The following is a 16,066-nucleotide window of genomic DNA, read 5'->3' on the forward strand; positions in this document are numbered from 1 at the left end:
ACGCTCAACCCACACTGATGGCAGGTGTCTGACATGGCTACTCTTCCGGTTCTTCCCCTGACCGACGACGTCCTGCTCCCTGGCATGGTCATCCCGGTCACGCTCGACGCCACCACGCAGGCTGCCGTCGACGCGGCGCGCTCGGCCGGTGACAAGCGCGTCCTCGCCGTCCCGCGCGTCGACGGCGAATACGGCTCGTTCGGCGTCGTCGCCGTCCTCGAGAAGGTCGGCCGGCTGCCCAGCGGCGAGCCCGCCGCCGTCGTGCGCGGCGTGTCCCGGGCCCGCATCGGCGCCGGCGTCCCCGGCCCCGGCGCGGCACTGTGGGTCGAGGCCACCCTGCTCGACGAGCCGGCCCCGGCCGGCCGGGCGAAGGAGCTGGCCCGGGAGTACAAGGCGCTGGTCATCGGCGTGCTCCAGGAGCGCGGCGCGTGGCAGGTCATCGACACCGTCGAACGGATGACGGACCTGTCCGAGCTCGCCGACTCCGCCGGCTACGCGCCGTGGCTCACCCTTTCGCAGAAGATCCAGCTCCTCGGCGCGACCGACGTCACCGCCCGGCTCGAGCTGCTGGTCGAGTGGGCCCGCGCCCACGCCGCCGAGCAGCAGGTCAACGAGAAGATCAACCATGACGTGCGCGAGGGCCTGGAGAAGACCCAGCGCGAGTTCCTGCTGCGCCAGCAGCTCGCCGCGATCCGCAAGGAGCTCGGCGAGGACGAGCCGTCCGGCTCCGCCGACTACCGCACCCGCGTCTCGGAGGCCGTCCTGCCGGACGTCGTCCGCGAGGCGGCGGTGCGCGAGGTCGACCGGCTGGAGCGGGCCAGCGACCAGTCGCCGGAGGCGGGCTGGATCCGCACCTGGCTCGACACGGTCCTGGAGATGCCGTGGGACGTGCGCACCACCGACAACACCGACCTGGCCGAGGCCCGCGCGATCCTCGACGCCGACCACGCCGGCCTGGCCGACGTGAAGGACCGCATCCTGGAATACCTCGCCGTGCGCAACCGGCGCGCCGCGCTGGGCAAGGAGATCGTCGGCGGCCGCGGCTCCGGTGCCGTGCTCGCCCTCGCCGGCCCTCCCGGGGTCGGCAAGACCAGCCTCGGCGAGTCCGTCGCCCGGGCCCTGGGCCGCAAGTTCGTCCGGGTGTCCCTCGGCGGCATCCGCGACGAGGCCGAGATCCGCGGCCACCGCCGCACCTACGTCGGGGCGCTGCCCGGCCGGATCGTCCGCGCGCTGCGCGAGGCCGGTTCGATGAACCCGGTCGTGCTCCTCGACGAGGTCGACAAGCTCGCCGTCGGCTACGCCGGCGACCCGGCCGCCGCCCTGCTCGAGGTCCTCGACCCCGCGCAGAACCACACGTTCCGCGACCACTACCTCGAGGTCGACCTCGACCTGTCCGACGTGCTCTTCCTGGCCACCGCCAACGTGGTGGACACCATCCCCGGCCCCCTGCTGGACCGCATGGAGCTGGTGACCCTGGACGGCTACACCGAGCAGGAGAAGGTCGCCATCGCCCGGGACCACCTGTGGCCCCGGCAGCTCGACCGCGCCGGCCTCCGCGCCGACGAGGTCACGATCAGCGATCTCGCCCTGGGCGCGATCGCCGGCGAGCACACCCGCGAGGCGGGCGTCCGGCAGCTGGAGCGGGCCCTGGCGAAGGTCCTGCGCAAGGTCGCGGTCGCCTTCGACGGCACCCCGGTCCACGTCGACGACGTGGTCAAGTATCTGGGACGGCCCCGGTTCACCCCGGAGTCGGCCGAGCGCACCGCCGTCCCCGGCGTCGCGACCGGCCTCGCCGTCACCGGCGCCGGCGGCGACGTGCTCTTCATCGAGGCGACCTCGATGGAGGGCGACCCCGGCCTGACCCTGACCGGCCAGCTCGGCGACGTCATGAAGGAGTCGGCGCACATCGCACTGTCCTACCTGCGCTCCAACGGCCGGCGCCTCGGCATCGACCCGAACGAGCTCGCCGCCCGCCGCATCCACCTGCACGTCCCGGCGGGCGCGGTCCCGAAGGACGGCCCCAGCGCCGGCATCACGATGGTCACCGCCCTGGCGTCCCTGGCCACCGGCCGGCCGGTCCGCCCCGAGTTCGGCATGACCGGTGAGGTCACCCTCGCCGGCCGGGTCCTGCCGATCGGCGGGGTCAAGCAGAAGCTCCTCGCCGCGCACCGGGCCGGCCTCACCGAGGTCATCATCCCGAAGCGCAACGAGCCCGACCTCGACGACCTGCCGGAGGAGGTGCGGTCCCAGCTGACCGTGCACGCCCTCGCCGACGTCGCCGACGTCCTCGCCCTGGCCCTGCGCCCCGCCGACGTCTCAACCCTGGTCCCGACCGCCTGACCGACCCTTGCCGGCCCTTGCCGGCCCTTGCCGGCCCTTGCGGACCCGCCGCCCGTTCCCCGGGCGGCGGGTCTCGTCGTCCCTGCTACTCGGGGTAGTCGGGCGGCGGGTTGGTCGTGCGGATCAGCTCCAGCATGCGGCGCTGCGCGCGGCGGTCGTAGGACCGGGCGTCCGTGGTGATCATCGACCACGGGTCCGGGCAGTCACCCTCGTGCGACGCGTCGGGGCACAGGGCGTCGACGAGCCGGCCGGTGAGCGCGTCGAGCTCCGCCGGGTTGACCAGGACGTTGATCGTGACGCGGTACAGGCGGTGCCCCGGCGGGACGGCCTGGAGCGCCGCACGGGTCCGCGGCACCTGCTTCTTCGGCATCGGTACTCCTTCGGCGCGGATCGCCGACGGTAGCATCGCGAGTGAGCCGGGCGGCGCCTGTTCCGCGGTCACCGGCGAGCGGCGGCCGCGTTCCGGGGCACCCGCGAGGCGGACGTCGGCGGGCGCCTCGGCGACGTAGGCTCGTCACCGTGCCGAGCCGCAACAGGACCCCAGCAGCCGCCGAACCCACCACCGCAGCGGCGGAGATGACTCCGGCGAAAGCGTCCGCAGGGAAGAAGGCCGCTCCCGCGAAGGCCACCGCGGCGAAGAAGGCGGCTCCCGCGAAGGCCGCGGCTCCCGCGAAGGCCGCCGCCGTCGCGACGAAGAAGGCCGCCGTCGCGACGAAGAACGCTGCTGCCGCCACGAAGAAGACCGCCGCCGCGACAACGAAGGCTGCCGCTCCTGCGAAGGCTGCCGTGGCGAAGAAGGCCGGCGCGGCGAAGAAGGCCGTCACGAAGAAGGCCGCCGCGGCGAAGCAGGTGTCCCCCGCGAAGCAGGCCGCCGCCGCCAAGGCCGCCGCCGCGGCGGCAGCGCTGGCCGCGCTGGCCGCCCCCGACCTGGAACAGACCCGCAAGGCCCGGCGCATCCTGCGGCTGCTCACCACCCGCTACCCGGACGCCGCCCTCGAACTGGACTTCGAGTCGCCGCTGCAACTGCTCGTCGCCGCCGTGCTCGCCGCGCAGACCCTCGACGAGCGGGTCAACCTGGTCACCCCGGTGCTCTTCAAGCGCTACCCGACCGCCGCCGACCTGGCCGGCGCCGACCCGGCGGAGATGGAGCAGATCCTCGTGCCCGTCGGGTACTACCGGGCGAAGACCCGCAACGTCATGAAGCTCGCCGAGGTGCTCGTCGAGCGGCACGACGGGGAGGTGCCGCAGACGTTCGAGGAGCTCGTCGAGCTGCCGTGGGTCGGGCGGAAGACGGCGAACATGGTGCTGGGCAACGCGTTCGCCGTGCCCGCGATCTCCGTCGACACGCACGTCAGCCGGGTCGCGCACCGGCTCTCCTGGGCGCCGGAGAAGGACGGCGAGGCGACCGAGACCGGCGTCGGGGCGCTGTTCGAGAGCAAGGACTGGGTGTCGGTCAACCTGCTGCTGATCCTGCACGGCCGGCGCACCTGCCACTCCCGCAAGCCGGCGTGCGGCGCCTGCCCCCTGGCGGAGGAGTGCCCGTCGGTCGGTCTGGACGGCAAGGGCGAGCTCGACCCGGAGAAGGCCCGCGCCCTGCTGAAGTAGGCACGGGCCGGCGGTGGCAGACTGCTTCGGTGCAATTCGCCGAGTTCGACGCCCTGCTGGAGCAGGCGTTGCGGCGGTATGCGGCGCAGGAGCGCGACGGCGACGTCGCCGTGTTCGACCACTGGCGGGCCACCGAGGCGGACCTGACGCGGGTCGAGCGGTGGCTCGGAGTGCGGCTGCCGGAGCAGTACCGGCGGTTTCTGCTGCGATACGGCGCCGGCCGGTTCCTGTTCGTCGAGCTGCTGCCCGCCGACGAGGGGCGCCGCTGGGTCGAGACGCTGCTCGGCGCCAACGAGCCGGGCTCCGGGTTCGTGGCCGTCGCCCCGGTCGGGACCGGCGACTACTGGGGTTTCGTGGTCCGCGACGGGATCTGCGACAACGCGGTCAGCTTCCGGTACCACGAGGACGGCGCCGTCGAACCGGCCGCCCGGGACTTCCTGGAGTTCGCCGCCCTGGAGGGCCTGCGCGTCGGGCGGTGACCGACCGGCATGATGTGCGACGTGCGCCCTCCAACAGCCCGGCACCGCGTCACGACACCGCCCGGCACCGCGTCATGACCGCCCCGTTCGGCATCGGCGCCGAGGTGTGGCCCGGGCTGGCGAAGACCGCCGAGGAGGCCGGTGAGCTGCTCCAGGTCGTCGGGAAGCTGGTCGCCACGGCCGGGGAGCCCGCCCACTACGACGGCTCCGACCTGCGGGTGCGCCTGATCGAGGAGTGCGGCGACCTGCTCGCCGCGATCGGCTACCTCACCGCCGCCAACGGCATCGCCGACGAGGTCGCCGAACGGGCCGCCGGCAAGCGCGAGCTGTTCCAGCGCTGGCACGACGACGAACGGGCCGGCCGGCGGTGATCGTCGAGCCCCCCGGCCTTCACGAGCACCGCCGGCCGGTTCGCGGGCCGGTTCAGACCTCCACGGTCAGTTCGTAGACCTCCGAGACGGGATGGCCGGCCCGCTCGTGGACCCGCATGACGGCCTCCTTGCTCGGGCCGGTCGACAGGCAGAAGACCTTGCCGGACTCCGGGTCGAGCCAGGCCCGCTCGAAGTGCACGCCTTCCTCCGCCTCGATCGCCAGGTCCGCCTCGTGGGCCTCCTTGAGCTGCTCGGCACGCACGCCGACGAATCCGCTGTGCACGTCCATGAACTGCGCCATCGTGTCGCTCCTTCGTACGCCGAAATCGGGTCGACGTGGATGGTGGCGGCGTAGGACGATGCCGGGCATCGGTGCTTCGACCTACGAAGACCACCGAGGAGCGCGAGGGGTTGCGTTGTCCGCCGAGATCGGCGCAGCATTGACGCATGCCGACACCCCACGTGCAGCGCGTCGCCTGGGACGGCGCCCGGTTGATCGTGCGGGCGTGCGCCGACCGCGACTGGGCCGTGTGGTTCGCCAACTGGCTCAACGCACAGGCGGGGCCGCCGTTCGGGCAGCTCGTGATGCAGTGCCGGGACCGGCTCGTCGCGGCGTATGGCTACGAGGCCGCCGCGCTGGAGACCGGGATGTGGCGGGTCCGGCTCGACGACCTCATGGCGCAGCGGCCCGACCTGGTCGAGCCGTTCGCCGAGATCGTGCGCGACGCGACGCAGCGGCTGCGCACCGTCGCCTGACGGCCTATCTCAGGGCGGGTTGGCGGGTCTCGCGCTGCGCGGACTCCACCACCTCGCCGCGGGTGTCGCCGAGCCACACGACCGGGTTCACCGGCGTGCCGACCCGGCTCAGCAGCCCCGTCTCGTCGGTCCACGCGACCAGCGGCACCGGCTGCACGTGCTCGGTCTGCCAGCCGATGACGCGGCCGGCCTGGATCTCGTCGTCGGCGGCCGTGGCCAGCCACAACACCTGCGTCTGCGGAATGATCGTCATGCACTCAGTGATGCCCCGACAACGGAAGGTGCAATCGCGTCATGGCTGACTTCGAGGCTCTGCTGGCCGAGGGCGCGTCAGTGCCGGTCGAGGGCTGGGACTTCTCCTGGTTCGAGGGCCGCGCGACTGAGGAGCGCCCGCCGTGGGGGTACGCCGACCTGCTCGCGTCGCGCTACCGCACCGTGAGCGCGGCCCTGGACGTGCAGACGGGCGGTGGTGAGGTCGTCGCGTGGGCGCTGCGCCGCGCCGGGACCGTCCCCGGGGTCCTCGCCGCCACCGAGTCGTGGGCGCCGAACGTCGCGCTCGCCAGGCAGGCCCTGGCACCGTACGGCGCGACGGTCGCCCACGTCGCCGACGAGGGCCCGCTGCCGTTCGACGCCGGCACGTTCGACCTCGTCAGCAGCCGGCACCCGGTGGTCGCGGTCTGGCCGGAGCTCGCCAGGGTGCTGCGGCCCGGCGGCACCTACCTCGCCCAGCACGTCGGGGTCGGCACCGCGCACGAGGTCACCGAGGCGATGCTCGGCCCGACCCCGGTCAACCAGGGCCGGCTGCCCGCGACGGCGGCAGCCGGCGCCGAGGCGGCCGGGCTGCGGGTGGAGGACCTGCGGGAGGTGACGTTGCGGATGGAGTTCCACGACGTCGCCGCCGTCGCGGTGTTCCTGCGCAAGGTGATCTGGATCGTGCCGGGGTTCACCGTGGCCGCGTACCGCGAGCCGCTGCTGGCCCTGCACGAGCGGATCCAGGCGGAGGGGCCGTTCGTCGCGCGCACCACCAGGTACCTGATCGAGTGCTCCAAACCACACCGGAACGGCAGTGAGTGAACGGTCGTTGGGGGGCCGGGGATAGTTTGTGTGGAGAAGCACACCCGCCGCTGCCGCAGGAGAAGTCTGATGAGCGAGTCCGTGAACGTAACCGTGACCGGTGCCGCCGGCCAGATCGGCTACGCGCTGCTGTTCCGCATCGCGTCCGGTCAGCTGCTCGGCGCCGACACCCGCGTGAAGCTGCGCCTGCTGGAGATCCCGCAGGCCGCCCGCGCCGCCGAGGGCACCGCGCTGGAGCTGCAGGACGGCGCGTTCCCGCTGCTCGCCGGCGTGGACGTGTTCGACGACCCGAAGCAGGCGTTCTCCGGCGCCAACGTCGCCCTGCTCGTCGGTGCCCGCCCCCGCACCAAGGGCATGGAGCGCGGCGACCTGCTCGAGGCCAACGGCGGCATCTTCAAGCCCCAGGGTGAGGCGATCAACGCCGGCGCCGCCGAGGACATCCGCATCCTGGTCGTGGGCAACCCCGCCAACACCAACGCCCTCATCGCCCAGCGCAACGCCCCCGACGTGCCGGCGGACCGGTTCACCGCGATGACCCGCCTGGACCACAACCGGGCCGTGGCGCAGCTGTCGCAGAAGCTCGGCGTGCCGGTCTCGGAGATCAGCAAGGTCACCATCTGGGGCAACCACTCCGCGACGCAGTTCCCGGACATCCTGCACGCCGAGGTCTCCGGCCGCAACGCCGCCGAGGCCGTCGGCGACCAGCAGTGGTATGCCGACGAGTTCATCCCGCGGGTCGCCAAGCGCGGCGCGGAGATCATCGACGTGCGTGGCGCGTCCTCGGCCGCGTCGGCCGCGTCCGCCGCCATCGACCACGTCTTCGACTGGGTCAACGGCACCCCCGAGGGTGACTGGACGTCGGTGGCGCTGCCGTCCGACGGCTCCTACGGCGTGCCGGAGGGCCTGATCTCCTCGTTCCCCGTGGTGTCCCGCGGCGGCAAGTGGGAGATCGTGCAGGGGCTGGACATCGACGCGTTCTCCCGGGCCCGCATCGACGCGTCCGTCGCCGAGCTCGCCGAGGAGCGCACCGCGGTGGAGCGCCTGGGTCTCATCTGATCGTCGGTGCCGCCGGCCCGCCCATCCCGCACGGTGGGCGGGCCGGCGTGTCTCAGTGCGGGGTGCGGCCGAGCTCGTGCCAGCTCGCCTCCGACAGCTCCACCTGGTAGTGCTCGGCCGCCTTCGCCAGGTTCGCGAAGGCCAGGTCGCGGTCCGTGTCGTTGACGCCGCGGACCTGGTCGAAGCGGGCGACCGCGTTGCGGACGTGTTTGGCGTCCGTCAACGGCAGCTTGCGGTGCTCCGGGAACGCGTAGACGCTGTCGGGCAGGCGCTCGCGGGTCTCCTCGGACAGGGTGCCGTGTGCCTCGTAGGGCCTCCAAGTCGTCTTCATACCCGTTTTTCTTCCCTGCCGGCCCGGTCGTGACACCCCCGATCGGCCGCATCGTTCGCGGCGGGTGGCGCGGGACGGTACCGTCTGGTCCGACACAGGACGGTCGAAGGAGATCACGAGTGAAGGTGGATGCCGACGCGCGGCAGCGGCTGAGTGCGTTCCTTGGGACGCATGAGGACACGATCGTGCGGCAGTGGACGGAGATGGCTGCCCGCACACTGCGTGGACGGCTCACCAACACGGAGCTCGCCCGGCAGGTGCGCGACGTGTTCGGAGCCCTGCGGGGCGTGCTGAGCGCCGAGGGCGACGGGGAGGTCGCGGGCGCCGAAAGCGGCGAGTCGCGGGCGGCCCTCGCCGACCTGTCGCGGCTGTGGGCCCGGCAGGGCTTCACGCCGAGCGAGACCGCGAGTCTCGTGTTCACGATCAAGGAGGTCGTGCTCGGCATCAGCGAGTCCGGCCCGGCGGAGCTGTCGACGAACGACTTCCTGCTGCTGTCGCTGGTCGTCGACGACATGGGGCTGTTCACGTTCGAGACCTACACCAAGACCCGCGAGTCGGTGATCGCCGACCAGACCGAGCAGCTGCTGGAGCTGTCGACGCCGGTGGTGAAGCTGTGGGAGGGCGTGGTGGCGGTGCCGCTGGTCGGCACGCTGGACTCCGCCCGCGCCCAGGTGGTCATGGAGAAGCTGCTGCAGACCCTGGTCGACACCGGCTCCGCGTTCGCGATCGTCGACATCACCGGCGTGCCGGCCGTCGACACGCAGGTCGCGCAGCACATCCTGAAGACGGTCGTAGCGGCGCGGCTGATGGGCGCGGAGTGCATCATCTCCGGCATCCGGCCGCAGATCGCGCAGACCGTCGTCGCGCTCGGCATCGAGTTCGGCGACATCGTGACGAAGTCCAACCTCGCCGACGCGCTGCTGCACGCGCTGCGCGCCAGCGGCGTCGAGGTGGTCCGCCGCTCGAACCGCGACAGGACGCTGTGATGGATCGGGTCCCCGTCCTGAAGATCGGCGAGATCCTGCTGGTCTCGATCCAGATCGACCTCGACGACCAGACCGCGCTGCAGCTGCAGGAGGACCTGGGCGACCGGATCGTGGAGACCGGCGCGCACGGCGTCGTGATCGACATCTCCGCCCTGGAGATCGTCGACTCGTTCATCGGCCGGATGCTGTCCACGATCGCGTCGGTGTCCCGCGTCCTGGACGCCGAGACCGTCGTCGTCGGCATGCGGCCCGCGGTCGCGATCACGCTGGTCGAGCTGGGGCTGTCGCTCAACGGGGTGCGCACCGCGCTCAACGTCGACAAGGCATTGGAGATCCTCGCCGAGGCCAAGCAGGTGCGTGGCGTCGGTCTGCTGAGGGTCCGCGGCTCCGACGACGTGCCCGTATGACGCAGCCGCAGGAGCCGCAGCGGTTGCCGATCACCGACGACAAGGACGTGGTCAGGGTGCGCCAGGCGGTGCGGGTGATCGCCCTCGCCGCGAAGCTGCCGCTGGTCGACCAGACGAAGCTGGTCACCGCGGCGAGCGAGCTGGCCCGCAACACCCTGATCCACGGCGGTGGCGGCCACGCCCTCGTCGATCAGGTGCACAACGGGCGCCGCGCCGGGGTCCGCGCCGAGTTCGTCGACAGCGGGCCAGGCATCGCCGACCTGGACCTGGCCCTCACCGACGGCTATACCACCGGCAGCGGGCTGGGACTCGGCCTGAGCGGCTCGCGCCGCCTCGTCGACGAGTTCGAGATCGTCACCGCCGCCGGGGAAGGCACCCGGATCACGGTGACCAAGTGGGCACGGTGACTCCTCCGGCCATGGTGCCCCTGGTCGAGGAGCTCGGCTGGATTCCCGTCGACGAGGCGGGCGCGGCCGGTGTGGCCCGCCGCGTCGCCGTCGACTGCGCCCGCCGGCTCGGCTTCAGCGACGAGCGCGCCGGCGAGGTCGCGATCGTCGCCGCCGAACTGGCGAGCAACCTGCACCGCCACGCCGACGTCGGGTCGCTGTCGGTGCGCTGCCTGCGCGCCGGCGCGTCCGGCGGGGTCGAGCTCGTCGCCGTCGACAGCGGCCCCGGCATGGCGGACCTGGTGTTCAGCGGCGCCGACGGCACGTCGACCGCGGGCACGCTCGGCATCGGCCTCGGCGCGGTCCGGCGCCTGTCGAGCCACTCCGGGGGTTACTCGCTGCCCGGTCGCGGCACCGTGCTGACCGCGCAGTTGTGGGCCGGCCGCGACCGCGTGGAAACGCCGGTCGTCGCGGGTCTGAGCCGGCCGATCACGGGTGAGACCGTGTGCGGTGACCGCTGGGCGGCGCGGGAGCGCGACGGTGCGCTGCTGCTGCTGGTCGCCGACGGCCTCGGGCACGGCGCCCTGGCGGCGGCGGCCGCGAACGCCGTCGTCGACGCCTTCCTCGCCAGCGGGCTCGACGCGCCCGCCGCGATCGTCGAGCACCTGCACCGGGTCGTGTCGCACACCCGCGGCGCGGCCGTGTCGGTGGTGCGCGTCGAGGGTGACGCGGTGCGCTTCGCCGGGCTGGGCAACGTGGCCGGCGTGATCGCGTCCCCGGACGGGGAGCGGCGCAGCATGGTCAGCATGCCCGGCATCGTCGGGCACCAGTCCCGCGGCATGCGCGAGTTCGGCTACGAACTGCCGCCGGAGGCCGTCGTGGTGCTGCACTCCGACGGCGTATCGGACCGCTGGAACCTGCGGGACTACCCGGGGCTCAGCCGGCAGGACCCGCTGCTCATCGCGGGCACCCTGCTGCGCGACGCCGGGGTTCGCCGCGACGACGCCTGCGTGGCGGTGGTGCGGCCGTGACCGAGGACCCGCCGACCTCACCGCCGGAGCCGCTGCTGCGGATGACGTTGCACGGCGACCAGGACGTGTTCGTGCTGCGCCAGCGTGGCCGTGAGGTCGCCGCGGCGGTCGGCATGGAGCACCAGGATCAGGTCCGGGTCGCCACCGCCCTCAGCGAGATCGGCCGGCACGCCATCGGCGCCACCGTGATGTTCACCGCCGAGGTTTCCGCGAGGCCGCGTCTGGTCATCGTGGTAGAGGCGGGCGGCATCGGGTTCAGTCCGCCTGAGGGAACGGTGGCGGCAGGTCGGTTGATGGACGAGGTGCACGTGGAACGGGACCGGATCAGCCTGGCGCGCAGGCTGCCCGCCCAGGTCGGACCGGAGCGGCTGGCCGAGGCGCGGCACACGTTGGCGCAGAGCCAGCCGACGACGGCGTTGGACGAGCTCAGCGTGCAGAACCGGCAGCTGGTCACGGCCCTGGAGGAGGTCCAGGCGCACCGCGACGAGCTGCTCACCCTCAACGCGGAGCTGGAGGAGACCAACCGCGGGGTGATGGCGCTCTACACGCAGCTGTCCGAGGAGCTGGAGCAGACCAACCAGGGTGTCGTCGCCCTGTACGCGGAGCTGGACGAACGCTCGGCCCAGCTGCGCGAGGCCAACGAGGCGAAGAGCCGCTTCCTGGCCAACGTGTCGCACGAACTGCGCGCGCCGGTCACCGCCATCATCGGGCTGACCCGGCTGCTGCTCGACCCGCGGTCGGAGCCGCTCACCGCCGACCAGACCCACCAGCTGGGGCTGGTCCAGGGTTCCGCCGCCGATCTGCTCGCCCGGGTCAACGACCTGCTGGACCTCGCGAAGGCCGAGTCCAACCGGATCGACGCGGCCTGGGCGCCGGTCGACCTCGGCGCGGTCTTCGGCCAGTTGCGCGGCACGCTGCGCCCCCTCGCCAAGCCCGGCGTCGAGCTCGAGATCGCCGAGCCGCCCCCGGTCGACCTGGTCACCGACGAGGTGCTGCTCACCCAGATCCTGCGCAACCTGCTCACGAACGCGCTGAAGTTCACCGACGCAGGCTCGGTCGGGATGGGTGCGCTCGTGCTGGACGGGCGGCTGCACATCGCGGTCGCCGACACCGGCATCGGCATCCCGTTCGCCGAGCAGCGGCGCGTCTTCGAGGAGTTCCACCAGGTGCGCGGCGCCCATCAGGCGGGCGGGACCGGGCTCGGGCTGCCCTACGCGCGGCGGCTCGCGACGCTGCTGGGCGGCGGGCTGAGCATGGTGAGCGAGCCGGGGGAGGGCAGCACCTTCACCCTCGACCTGCCGCTGCGCCCGTTGTCCCAGGACGACACCGACCTGCCGCACGTGCCCGCGGTCCTCGTCGTGGACGACGAGGCCGCCGCCCGGCTGGTGCTGCGGGAGCATCTCACCGGCATCGCCGAGCACGTCCACGAGGCCGCCGACGTCCGGTCCGCGTATGCCATCGCGACCCGCGAGCGGCCGTCGGTGATCTTCCTGGACCTGCGGATGCCGGGCGGCGACGGCGGCGAGCTGATCGCCGCGATGGCCGCGGCACCCGAGGTCGCCGGCATCCCGGTCGTGGTGGTCACCGCCGTCGACGTCGGGCACGTGCCCGGTGCCGCGGCGGTCCTGGCCAAGTCGGCGCTCACCAGGCGGATAGTCGCCGACGTCGTCACCCTGGTGACGGCGTGACCGGCGCAGCCGCGTGAGTTCGGAGGCCGCCGCCGACATTCTCGTCGTCGACGACAGCCCCTCGAAGCGTTACGTCATCACCAGCTGGCTGCGCCGCGACGGGCACCGGGTGATCGAGGCCGCCACCGGCCTGGAGGCGCTGCGGCTGCTGCACGGCGGCCCGGACGGCGCCGCCCTGCACGCCGAGCTGGTCGTGCTCGACGTGCGGCTGCCGGACATCGACGGCTTCGAGGTCGCCGAGCGGATCAAGGAGGACCCGCACACCAGCGCCGTCCCGGTGATCCACATCTCGGCGACCGCCGTCCACGTGGTGGACCGCACCCAGGGGCTCAACCGCGGCGCCGACGCCTACCTCGCCGAGCCGATCGACCCCGACGAGCTGCTCGCCACGGTCCGGGCGAAGCTGCGCGAGTACCGGGCCCGCCGCCGGGCCGAACGCCTCGCCGGGCGGCTCACCCGCCTCGTGGACACGACCACGGCGTTCAACGCCACGACCAGCCTCGCGGACCTCCTCGTCGCCGCGGCGACCGGCGCCGCCCGGGTCTTCGAGGGGCCGGCCGCCGTCGCCGCGGGTTCCGAGGAGACCGGCCCGATCGCGGTGCAGGTCGACGCCGTGGACGGCGTGGCGCAGCTGCGGGCGGCGATGCGGGAGCAGTACGAGCACGACCCGCTCGACGGGCAGGCCGGCACCGTGCTGTTCCGGCAGGAGACCGGCCCGTGGTGGCCCGGCGCGGTGTGGCGGGTCGTGGCCCGCGCCAAGCCCGGCCGGGAGCCGCTGCACGTCGCGGTGGCCGCCGCAGGGTTCAGCGACGACGACGCCGACCTGCTGCGCCAGTTCGGCCAGGCGGTCGCCCTCGCGGTGGAGGCGCTGCGCAGCTACGACGAGGAGCGCCGCACCGCGCTCACCCTGCAGCAGAGCATGCTGCCGCAGCACCTGCCGACGGTGCCGGGGGTGCAGCTCGCCGTGCGCTACCGGCCGGCCAGCGAACACGCCTCCGTCGGCGGCGACTTCTACGAGGTCCTCCTGCTGGACGGGCAGCTGGTCGCGGCGATCGGCGACGTCGCCGGGCACTCGCTGCGGGCCGCCACGATCATGGCGGAGGTCCGCCACGCGCTGCGGGCCTACCTGGTCGAGGACGCCGCGCCCGGGCCGAGCATGGAGCGGCTCAACCGGATGATGCTGCGGCTGCTGCCGGAGGAGATCGCCACGATGTGCCTGCTGAGCATGGACCCCGCCAGCGGGCGGATCCGGCTCACCAACGCCGGGCACCCGCCGCCGCTGCGGGTCCGTGACGGGCAGGTCACCCAGGTCGAGGGCCGGGTCGCGCTGCTGGGCGTGCCGACCCCGCACGACGAGGAGATCCCGCTGACCCTCGCGGTGGGGGAGACCCTGGTCCTGGTCACCGACGGGCTCATCGAGTCGCGCGGGCACACCTTCAACGAGGGCCTCGCCGTGCTGTGCGCCGCGGTCGCCGACGTCGACGAGGACCTGGAGGGCTTCTGCGACCGGCTGCTCACCGACCTCGGCGCGGGCTCCCGCGACGACGACGTGGCCCTGCTGGTGATCCGCCGGGTGGATTATCCCTGAACCGGTTGCACCGCGTCCCGCGACCGCACAGGCTGCGGTGAGACGAACGGGGGGACTTCATCATGGCGGTCTGTGAGACCTGCGGTAACGACTACTACATGGCCATCGAGATCAGGACGGTCGGCGGCGGCGTGCACGTCTTCGACTCCTTCGAGTGTGCGATCCACCGGCTCGCGCCGGTCTGCGAGCACTGCGGCACGAAGATCGTGGGCCACGGTGCGGAGGTGTCCGGGAGCTTCTACTGCAGCGCGCACTGCGCCCGCACCGCCGACCAGGCGCTCGGTTTGGAGATCCGCGACGCGGTTGGGGCATACCCCGGGTGAGCCTTGCCGGTGCCCTGCATGATTGGGTCTTCCTGCAGCAGGGCATTGGATGAGGCACACGTCGCGGAGGAGCAGCTGTGGTGGTCCTGGGTATCGACATCGGCGGTTCGGGCATCAAGGGGGCGCCGGTCGACCTGGCAACCGGTGAGTTCACCGCCGAACGCCACCGCATCGAGACTCCGCAGCCCGCGGACACGTCCGCCGTCGTCGAGACCGTCGCGGCGGTCGTCGCGCAGTTCCCGCCGGCGAGCAGTGTCGGCATCACGTTCCCGGCCGTGGTCCAGCACGGCGTGACGAAGACCGCTGCCAACGTCGACGCGTCCTGGGTGGACGCGCCCGCGGAGCAGCTCTTCAGCGACGCGCTGGGCCGGCCGGTGACGGTCCTCAACGACGCGGACGCGGCCGGGGTCGCCGAGATCGAGTACGGCGCCGGCAAGGGCGTCGACGGCCTGGTCGTGATGGTGACGCTGGGCACCGGCATCGGCAGTGCCCTGTTCATCGACGGGCGGCTGGTGCCCAACACCGAGTTCGGCCACCTGCAGCTGACCGGGCACCACCTGCACGGCGGCGACGCCGAGGACTTCGCCTCGGACCGCATCCGGGAGACCGAGGAGCTCGGCTGGCCCGAGTGGGCCGAGCGGGTCCAGGTCTACCTGCGGCACCTGCACGCACTGCTGTGGCCGGACCTGATCATCATCGGCGGCGGCGTGAGCAAGAAGACCGACAAGTGGCTGCAGCACGTGTCGGTGCCCACGAAGGTCGTCCCGGCCACCCTGCAGAACAACGCCGGCATCGTCGGCGCCGCACTGCTCGCGTCGCGCAGGGCGCACTGACCGCAGCAGTCGTGCCTGCGGGCGTGCGGTCATAGTGCACGATAGGTCGCATGGGGGACATGCCCGCGGCGCTGCGAGCTGAGGACCCGGCCACGGTCGGGTCCTACCGGCTGCTCGGCGTGCTCGGCGTCGGCGGCATGGGCACCGTCTACCTCGCCGCAGGTCCCGACGACCGCCGGGTCGCGCTCAAGGTCATCAACCCGGTCTGGCACGGCGACCCGCAGTTCCGGCAGCGGTTCGCGGCCGAGGCCGCCGCCGCGTCCCGGGTCGCCGGCTTCTGCACCGCCCGCGTGCTCGACGTGGCGCTGGACGGTCCGGTGCCGCACCTGGTGACCGAATACGTCTCCGGGCCGTCCCTGCACGACTACACGACCGTCAACGGGCCCCTCGCGGGGCAGGTCGAGGCGGTCGCCGTCGGGGTCGCCGCGGCGCTCACCGCGATCCACGCCGTCGGGCTCGTGCACGCCGACCTCAGCCCGCGCAACGTGCTGCTGTCGCCGTTCGGCCCGAAGGTCATCGACTTCGGCGTGGCCCGCCTGCTCGGCCACGCCGGCCCCGTCGGGCAGCTGTTCGGCACGCCCGGGTGGCTCGCGCCCGAGCAGGAGCGGGGCGCCCCGCCGAGCCAGGCCTCCGACGTGTACGCGTGGGGCGTCCTCGTCGCGTGGGCCGGCACCGGCGTCAAGCCGGCCGGGTCGGTGCCGGCGGGGCTGGCTCCGGGGCTCGCCGAGATCGTGGCCCGGGCGCTGCGCGACGACCCGGCCGCCCGCCCGACGGCCCGCCAGGTCCTGCTGGCGCTCGTCGGCGACGACGAC

Annotated in this window: 20 protein-coding genes; 16 read left to right on the plus strand and 4 right to left on the minus strand. The window is 73.0% G+C overall.

From position 1 onward, the window contains the following. Window positions 1-33 precede the first annotated feature (33 nt). Entirely contained in the window at window positions 34-2,340 is a 2,307-nt protein-coding gene (lon, locus tag AB0K00_RS54610; RefSeq protein ID WP_363539052.1) for an endopeptidase La, read from the plus strand. 85 nt (window positions 2,341-2,425) lie between these two features. Here lon and AB0K00_RS54615 read toward each other — a convergent pair whose 3' ends face one another. Beyond that, a complete protein-coding gene (locus tag AB0K00_RS54615) occupies window positions 2,426-2,710 on the minus strand; it encodes a hypothetical protein (RefSeq protein ID WP_363539054.1) in 285 nt (94 codons plus the stop codon). A 149-nt stretch (window positions 2,711-2,859) separates the two neighbouring features. Between AB0K00_RS54615 and nth the strand changes: the two genes are divergently transcribed. The 3 genes from nth (at window position 2,860) to AB0K00_RS54630 (ending at window position 4,795) form a co-directional block, all read left to right on the plus strand. After that, entirely contained in the window at window positions 2,860-3,945 is a 1,086-nt protein-coding gene (gene nth / locus AB0K00_RS54620; protein ID WP_363539056.1) for an endonuclease III, read from the plus strand. 29 nt (window positions 3,946-3,974) lie between these two features. Beyond that, complete coding sequence (locus tag AB0K00_RS54625; RefSeq protein ID WP_363539058.1) at window positions 3,975-4,424, plus strand: SMI1/KNR4 family protein; 450 nt, start codon at window positions 3,975-3,977, stop codon at window positions 4,422-4,424. Between the two features lie 74 nt (window positions 4,425-4,498). After that, complete coding sequence (locus tag AB0K00_RS54630) at window positions 4,499-4,795, plus strand: hypothetical protein (RefSeq protein ID WP_363539060.1); 297 nt, start codon at window positions 4,499-4,501, stop codon at window positions 4,793-4,795. Window positions 4,796-4,847: 52 nt separating this feature from the next. Here the strand turns inward: AB0K00_RS54630 and AB0K00_RS54635 are convergent, their stop codons facing one another. After that, complete coding sequence (locus tag AB0K00_RS54635; protein WP_363539062.1) at window positions 4,848-5,096, minus strand: SCO4226 family nickel-binding protein; 249 nt, start codon at window positions 5,094-5,096, stop codon at window positions 4,848-4,850. Between the two features lie 146 nt (window positions 5,097-5,242). Here AB0K00_RS54635 and AB0K00_RS54640 point away from each other — a divergent pair, with 146 nt between their 5' ends. Further along, the gene (locus AB0K00_RS54640) at window positions 5,243-5,551 is read left to right on the plus strand and encodes a hypothetical protein (protein ID WP_363539064.1); all 309 of its coding nucleotides are present in this window, start codon (window positions 5,243-5,245) and stop codon (window positions 5,549-5,551) included. A gap of 4 nt (window positions 5,552-5,555) precedes the next feature. On the opposite strand, the gene AB0K00_RS54645 is transcribed toward AB0K00_RS54640, so the two are convergent. Beyond that, window positions 5,556-5,804, minus strand: coding sequence for a hypothetical protein (locus tag AB0K00_RS54645; RefSeq protein WP_203852244.1), 249 nt, complete (start codon window positions 5,802-5,804; stop codon window positions 5,556-5,558). A 41-nt stretch (window positions 5,805-5,845) separates the two neighbouring features. Here AB0K00_RS54645 and AB0K00_RS54650 point away from each other — a divergent pair, with 41 nt between their 5' ends. Beyond that, window positions 5,846-6,625, plus strand: a complete 780-nt coding sequence (locus AB0K00_RS54650) for a class I SAM-dependent methyltransferase (RefSeq protein ID WP_363539066.1) — start codon at window positions 5,846-5,848, stop codon at window positions 6,623-6,625. Window positions 6,626-6,694: 69 nt separating this feature from the next. After that, entirely contained in the window at window positions 6,695-7,681 is a 987-nt protein-coding gene (locus AB0K00_RS54655) for a malate dehydrogenase (RefSeq protein ID WP_363539068.1), read from the plus strand. Window positions 7,682-7,733: 52 nt separating this feature from the next. Here AB0K00_RS54655 and AB0K00_RS54660 read toward each other — a convergent pair whose 3' ends face one another. Continuing rightward, on the minus strand, window positions 7,734-8,012 hold the full coding sequence (locus AB0K00_RS54660) for a DUF6582 domain-containing protein (RefSeq protein ID WP_326999765.1): 279 nt from the start codon (window positions 8,010-8,012) through the stop codon (window positions 7,734-7,736). 119 nt (window positions 8,013-8,131) lie between these two features. Between AB0K00_RS54660 and AB0K00_RS54665 the strand changes: the two genes are divergently transcribed. The 9 genes from AB0K00_RS54665 to AB0K00_RS54705 form a co-directional block, all read left to right on the plus strand. Continuing rightward, on the plus strand, window positions 8,132-8,998 hold the full coding sequence (locus tag AB0K00_RS54665; RefSeq protein WP_363539070.1) for an STAS domain-containing protein: 867 nt from the start codon (window positions 8,132-8,134) through the stop codon (window positions 8,996-8,998). Further along, window positions 8,998-9,405, plus strand: coding sequence for an STAS domain-containing protein (locus AB0K00_RS54670; protein ID WP_363539072.1), 408 nt, complete (start codon window positions 8,998-9,000; stop codon window positions 9,403-9,405). The genes AB0K00_RS54665 and AB0K00_RS54670 overlap by 1 nt, the downstream gene beginning before the upstream one ends. Further along, entirely contained in the window at window positions 9,402-9,812 is a 411-nt protein-coding gene (locus tag AB0K00_RS54675) for an anti-sigma regulatory factor (protein ID WP_363539074.1), read from the plus strand. Before AB0K00_RS54670 ends, AB0K00_RS54675 begins: the two co-directional genes overlap by 4 nt. Further along, window positions 9,800-10,822, plus strand: coding sequence for a SpoIIE family protein phosphatase (locus AB0K00_RS54680; protein ID WP_363539076.1), 1,023 nt, complete (start codon window positions 9,800-9,802; stop codon window positions 10,820-10,822). The genes AB0K00_RS54675 and AB0K00_RS54680 overlap by 13 nt, the downstream gene beginning before the upstream one ends. Then, on the plus strand, window positions 10,819-12,510 hold the full coding sequence (locus AB0K00_RS54685; protein WP_363539078.1) for an ATP-binding protein: 1,692 nt from the start codon (window positions 10,819-10,821) through the stop codon (window positions 12,508-12,510). The genes AB0K00_RS54680 and AB0K00_RS54685 overlap by 4 nt, the downstream gene beginning before the upstream one ends. Window positions 12,511-12,523: 13 nt before the next feature. Next, window positions 12,524-14,098, plus strand: a complete 1,575-nt coding sequence (locus AB0K00_RS54690) for a fused response regulator/phosphatase (protein WP_363539080.1) — start codon at window positions 12,524-12,526, stop codon at window positions 14,096-14,098. A 62-nt stretch (window positions 14,099-14,160) separates the two neighbouring features. Next, window positions 14,161-14,421, plus strand: a complete 261-nt coding sequence (locus AB0K00_RS54695; protein ID WP_363539082.1) for a Prokaryotic metallothionein — start codon at window positions 14,161-14,163, stop codon at window positions 14,419-14,421. A gap of 77 nt (window positions 14,422-14,498) precedes the next feature. Further along, window positions 14,499-15,254 carry a polyphosphate--glucose phosphotransferase gene (gene ppgK / locus AB0K00_RS54700; protein WP_363539084.1) on the plus strand — a complete coding sequence of 252 codons (756 nt, stop codon included), beginning with the start codon at window positions 14,499-14,501 and terminating at the stop codon, window positions 15,252-15,254. Window positions 15,255-15,304: 50 nt separating this feature from the next. Beyond that, on the plus strand, window positions 15,305-16,066 hold a 762-nt coding region (locus AB0K00_RS54705; protein ID WP_363539086.1), incomplete at its 3' end, for a serine/threonine-protein kinase.

The organism is Dactylosporangium sp. NPDC049525 (genome assembly GCF_040676755.1).
In the GTDB taxonomy this organism is placed as follows: Bacteria; Actinomycetota; Actinomycetes; order Mycobacteriales; family Micromonosporaceae; genus Dactylosporangium.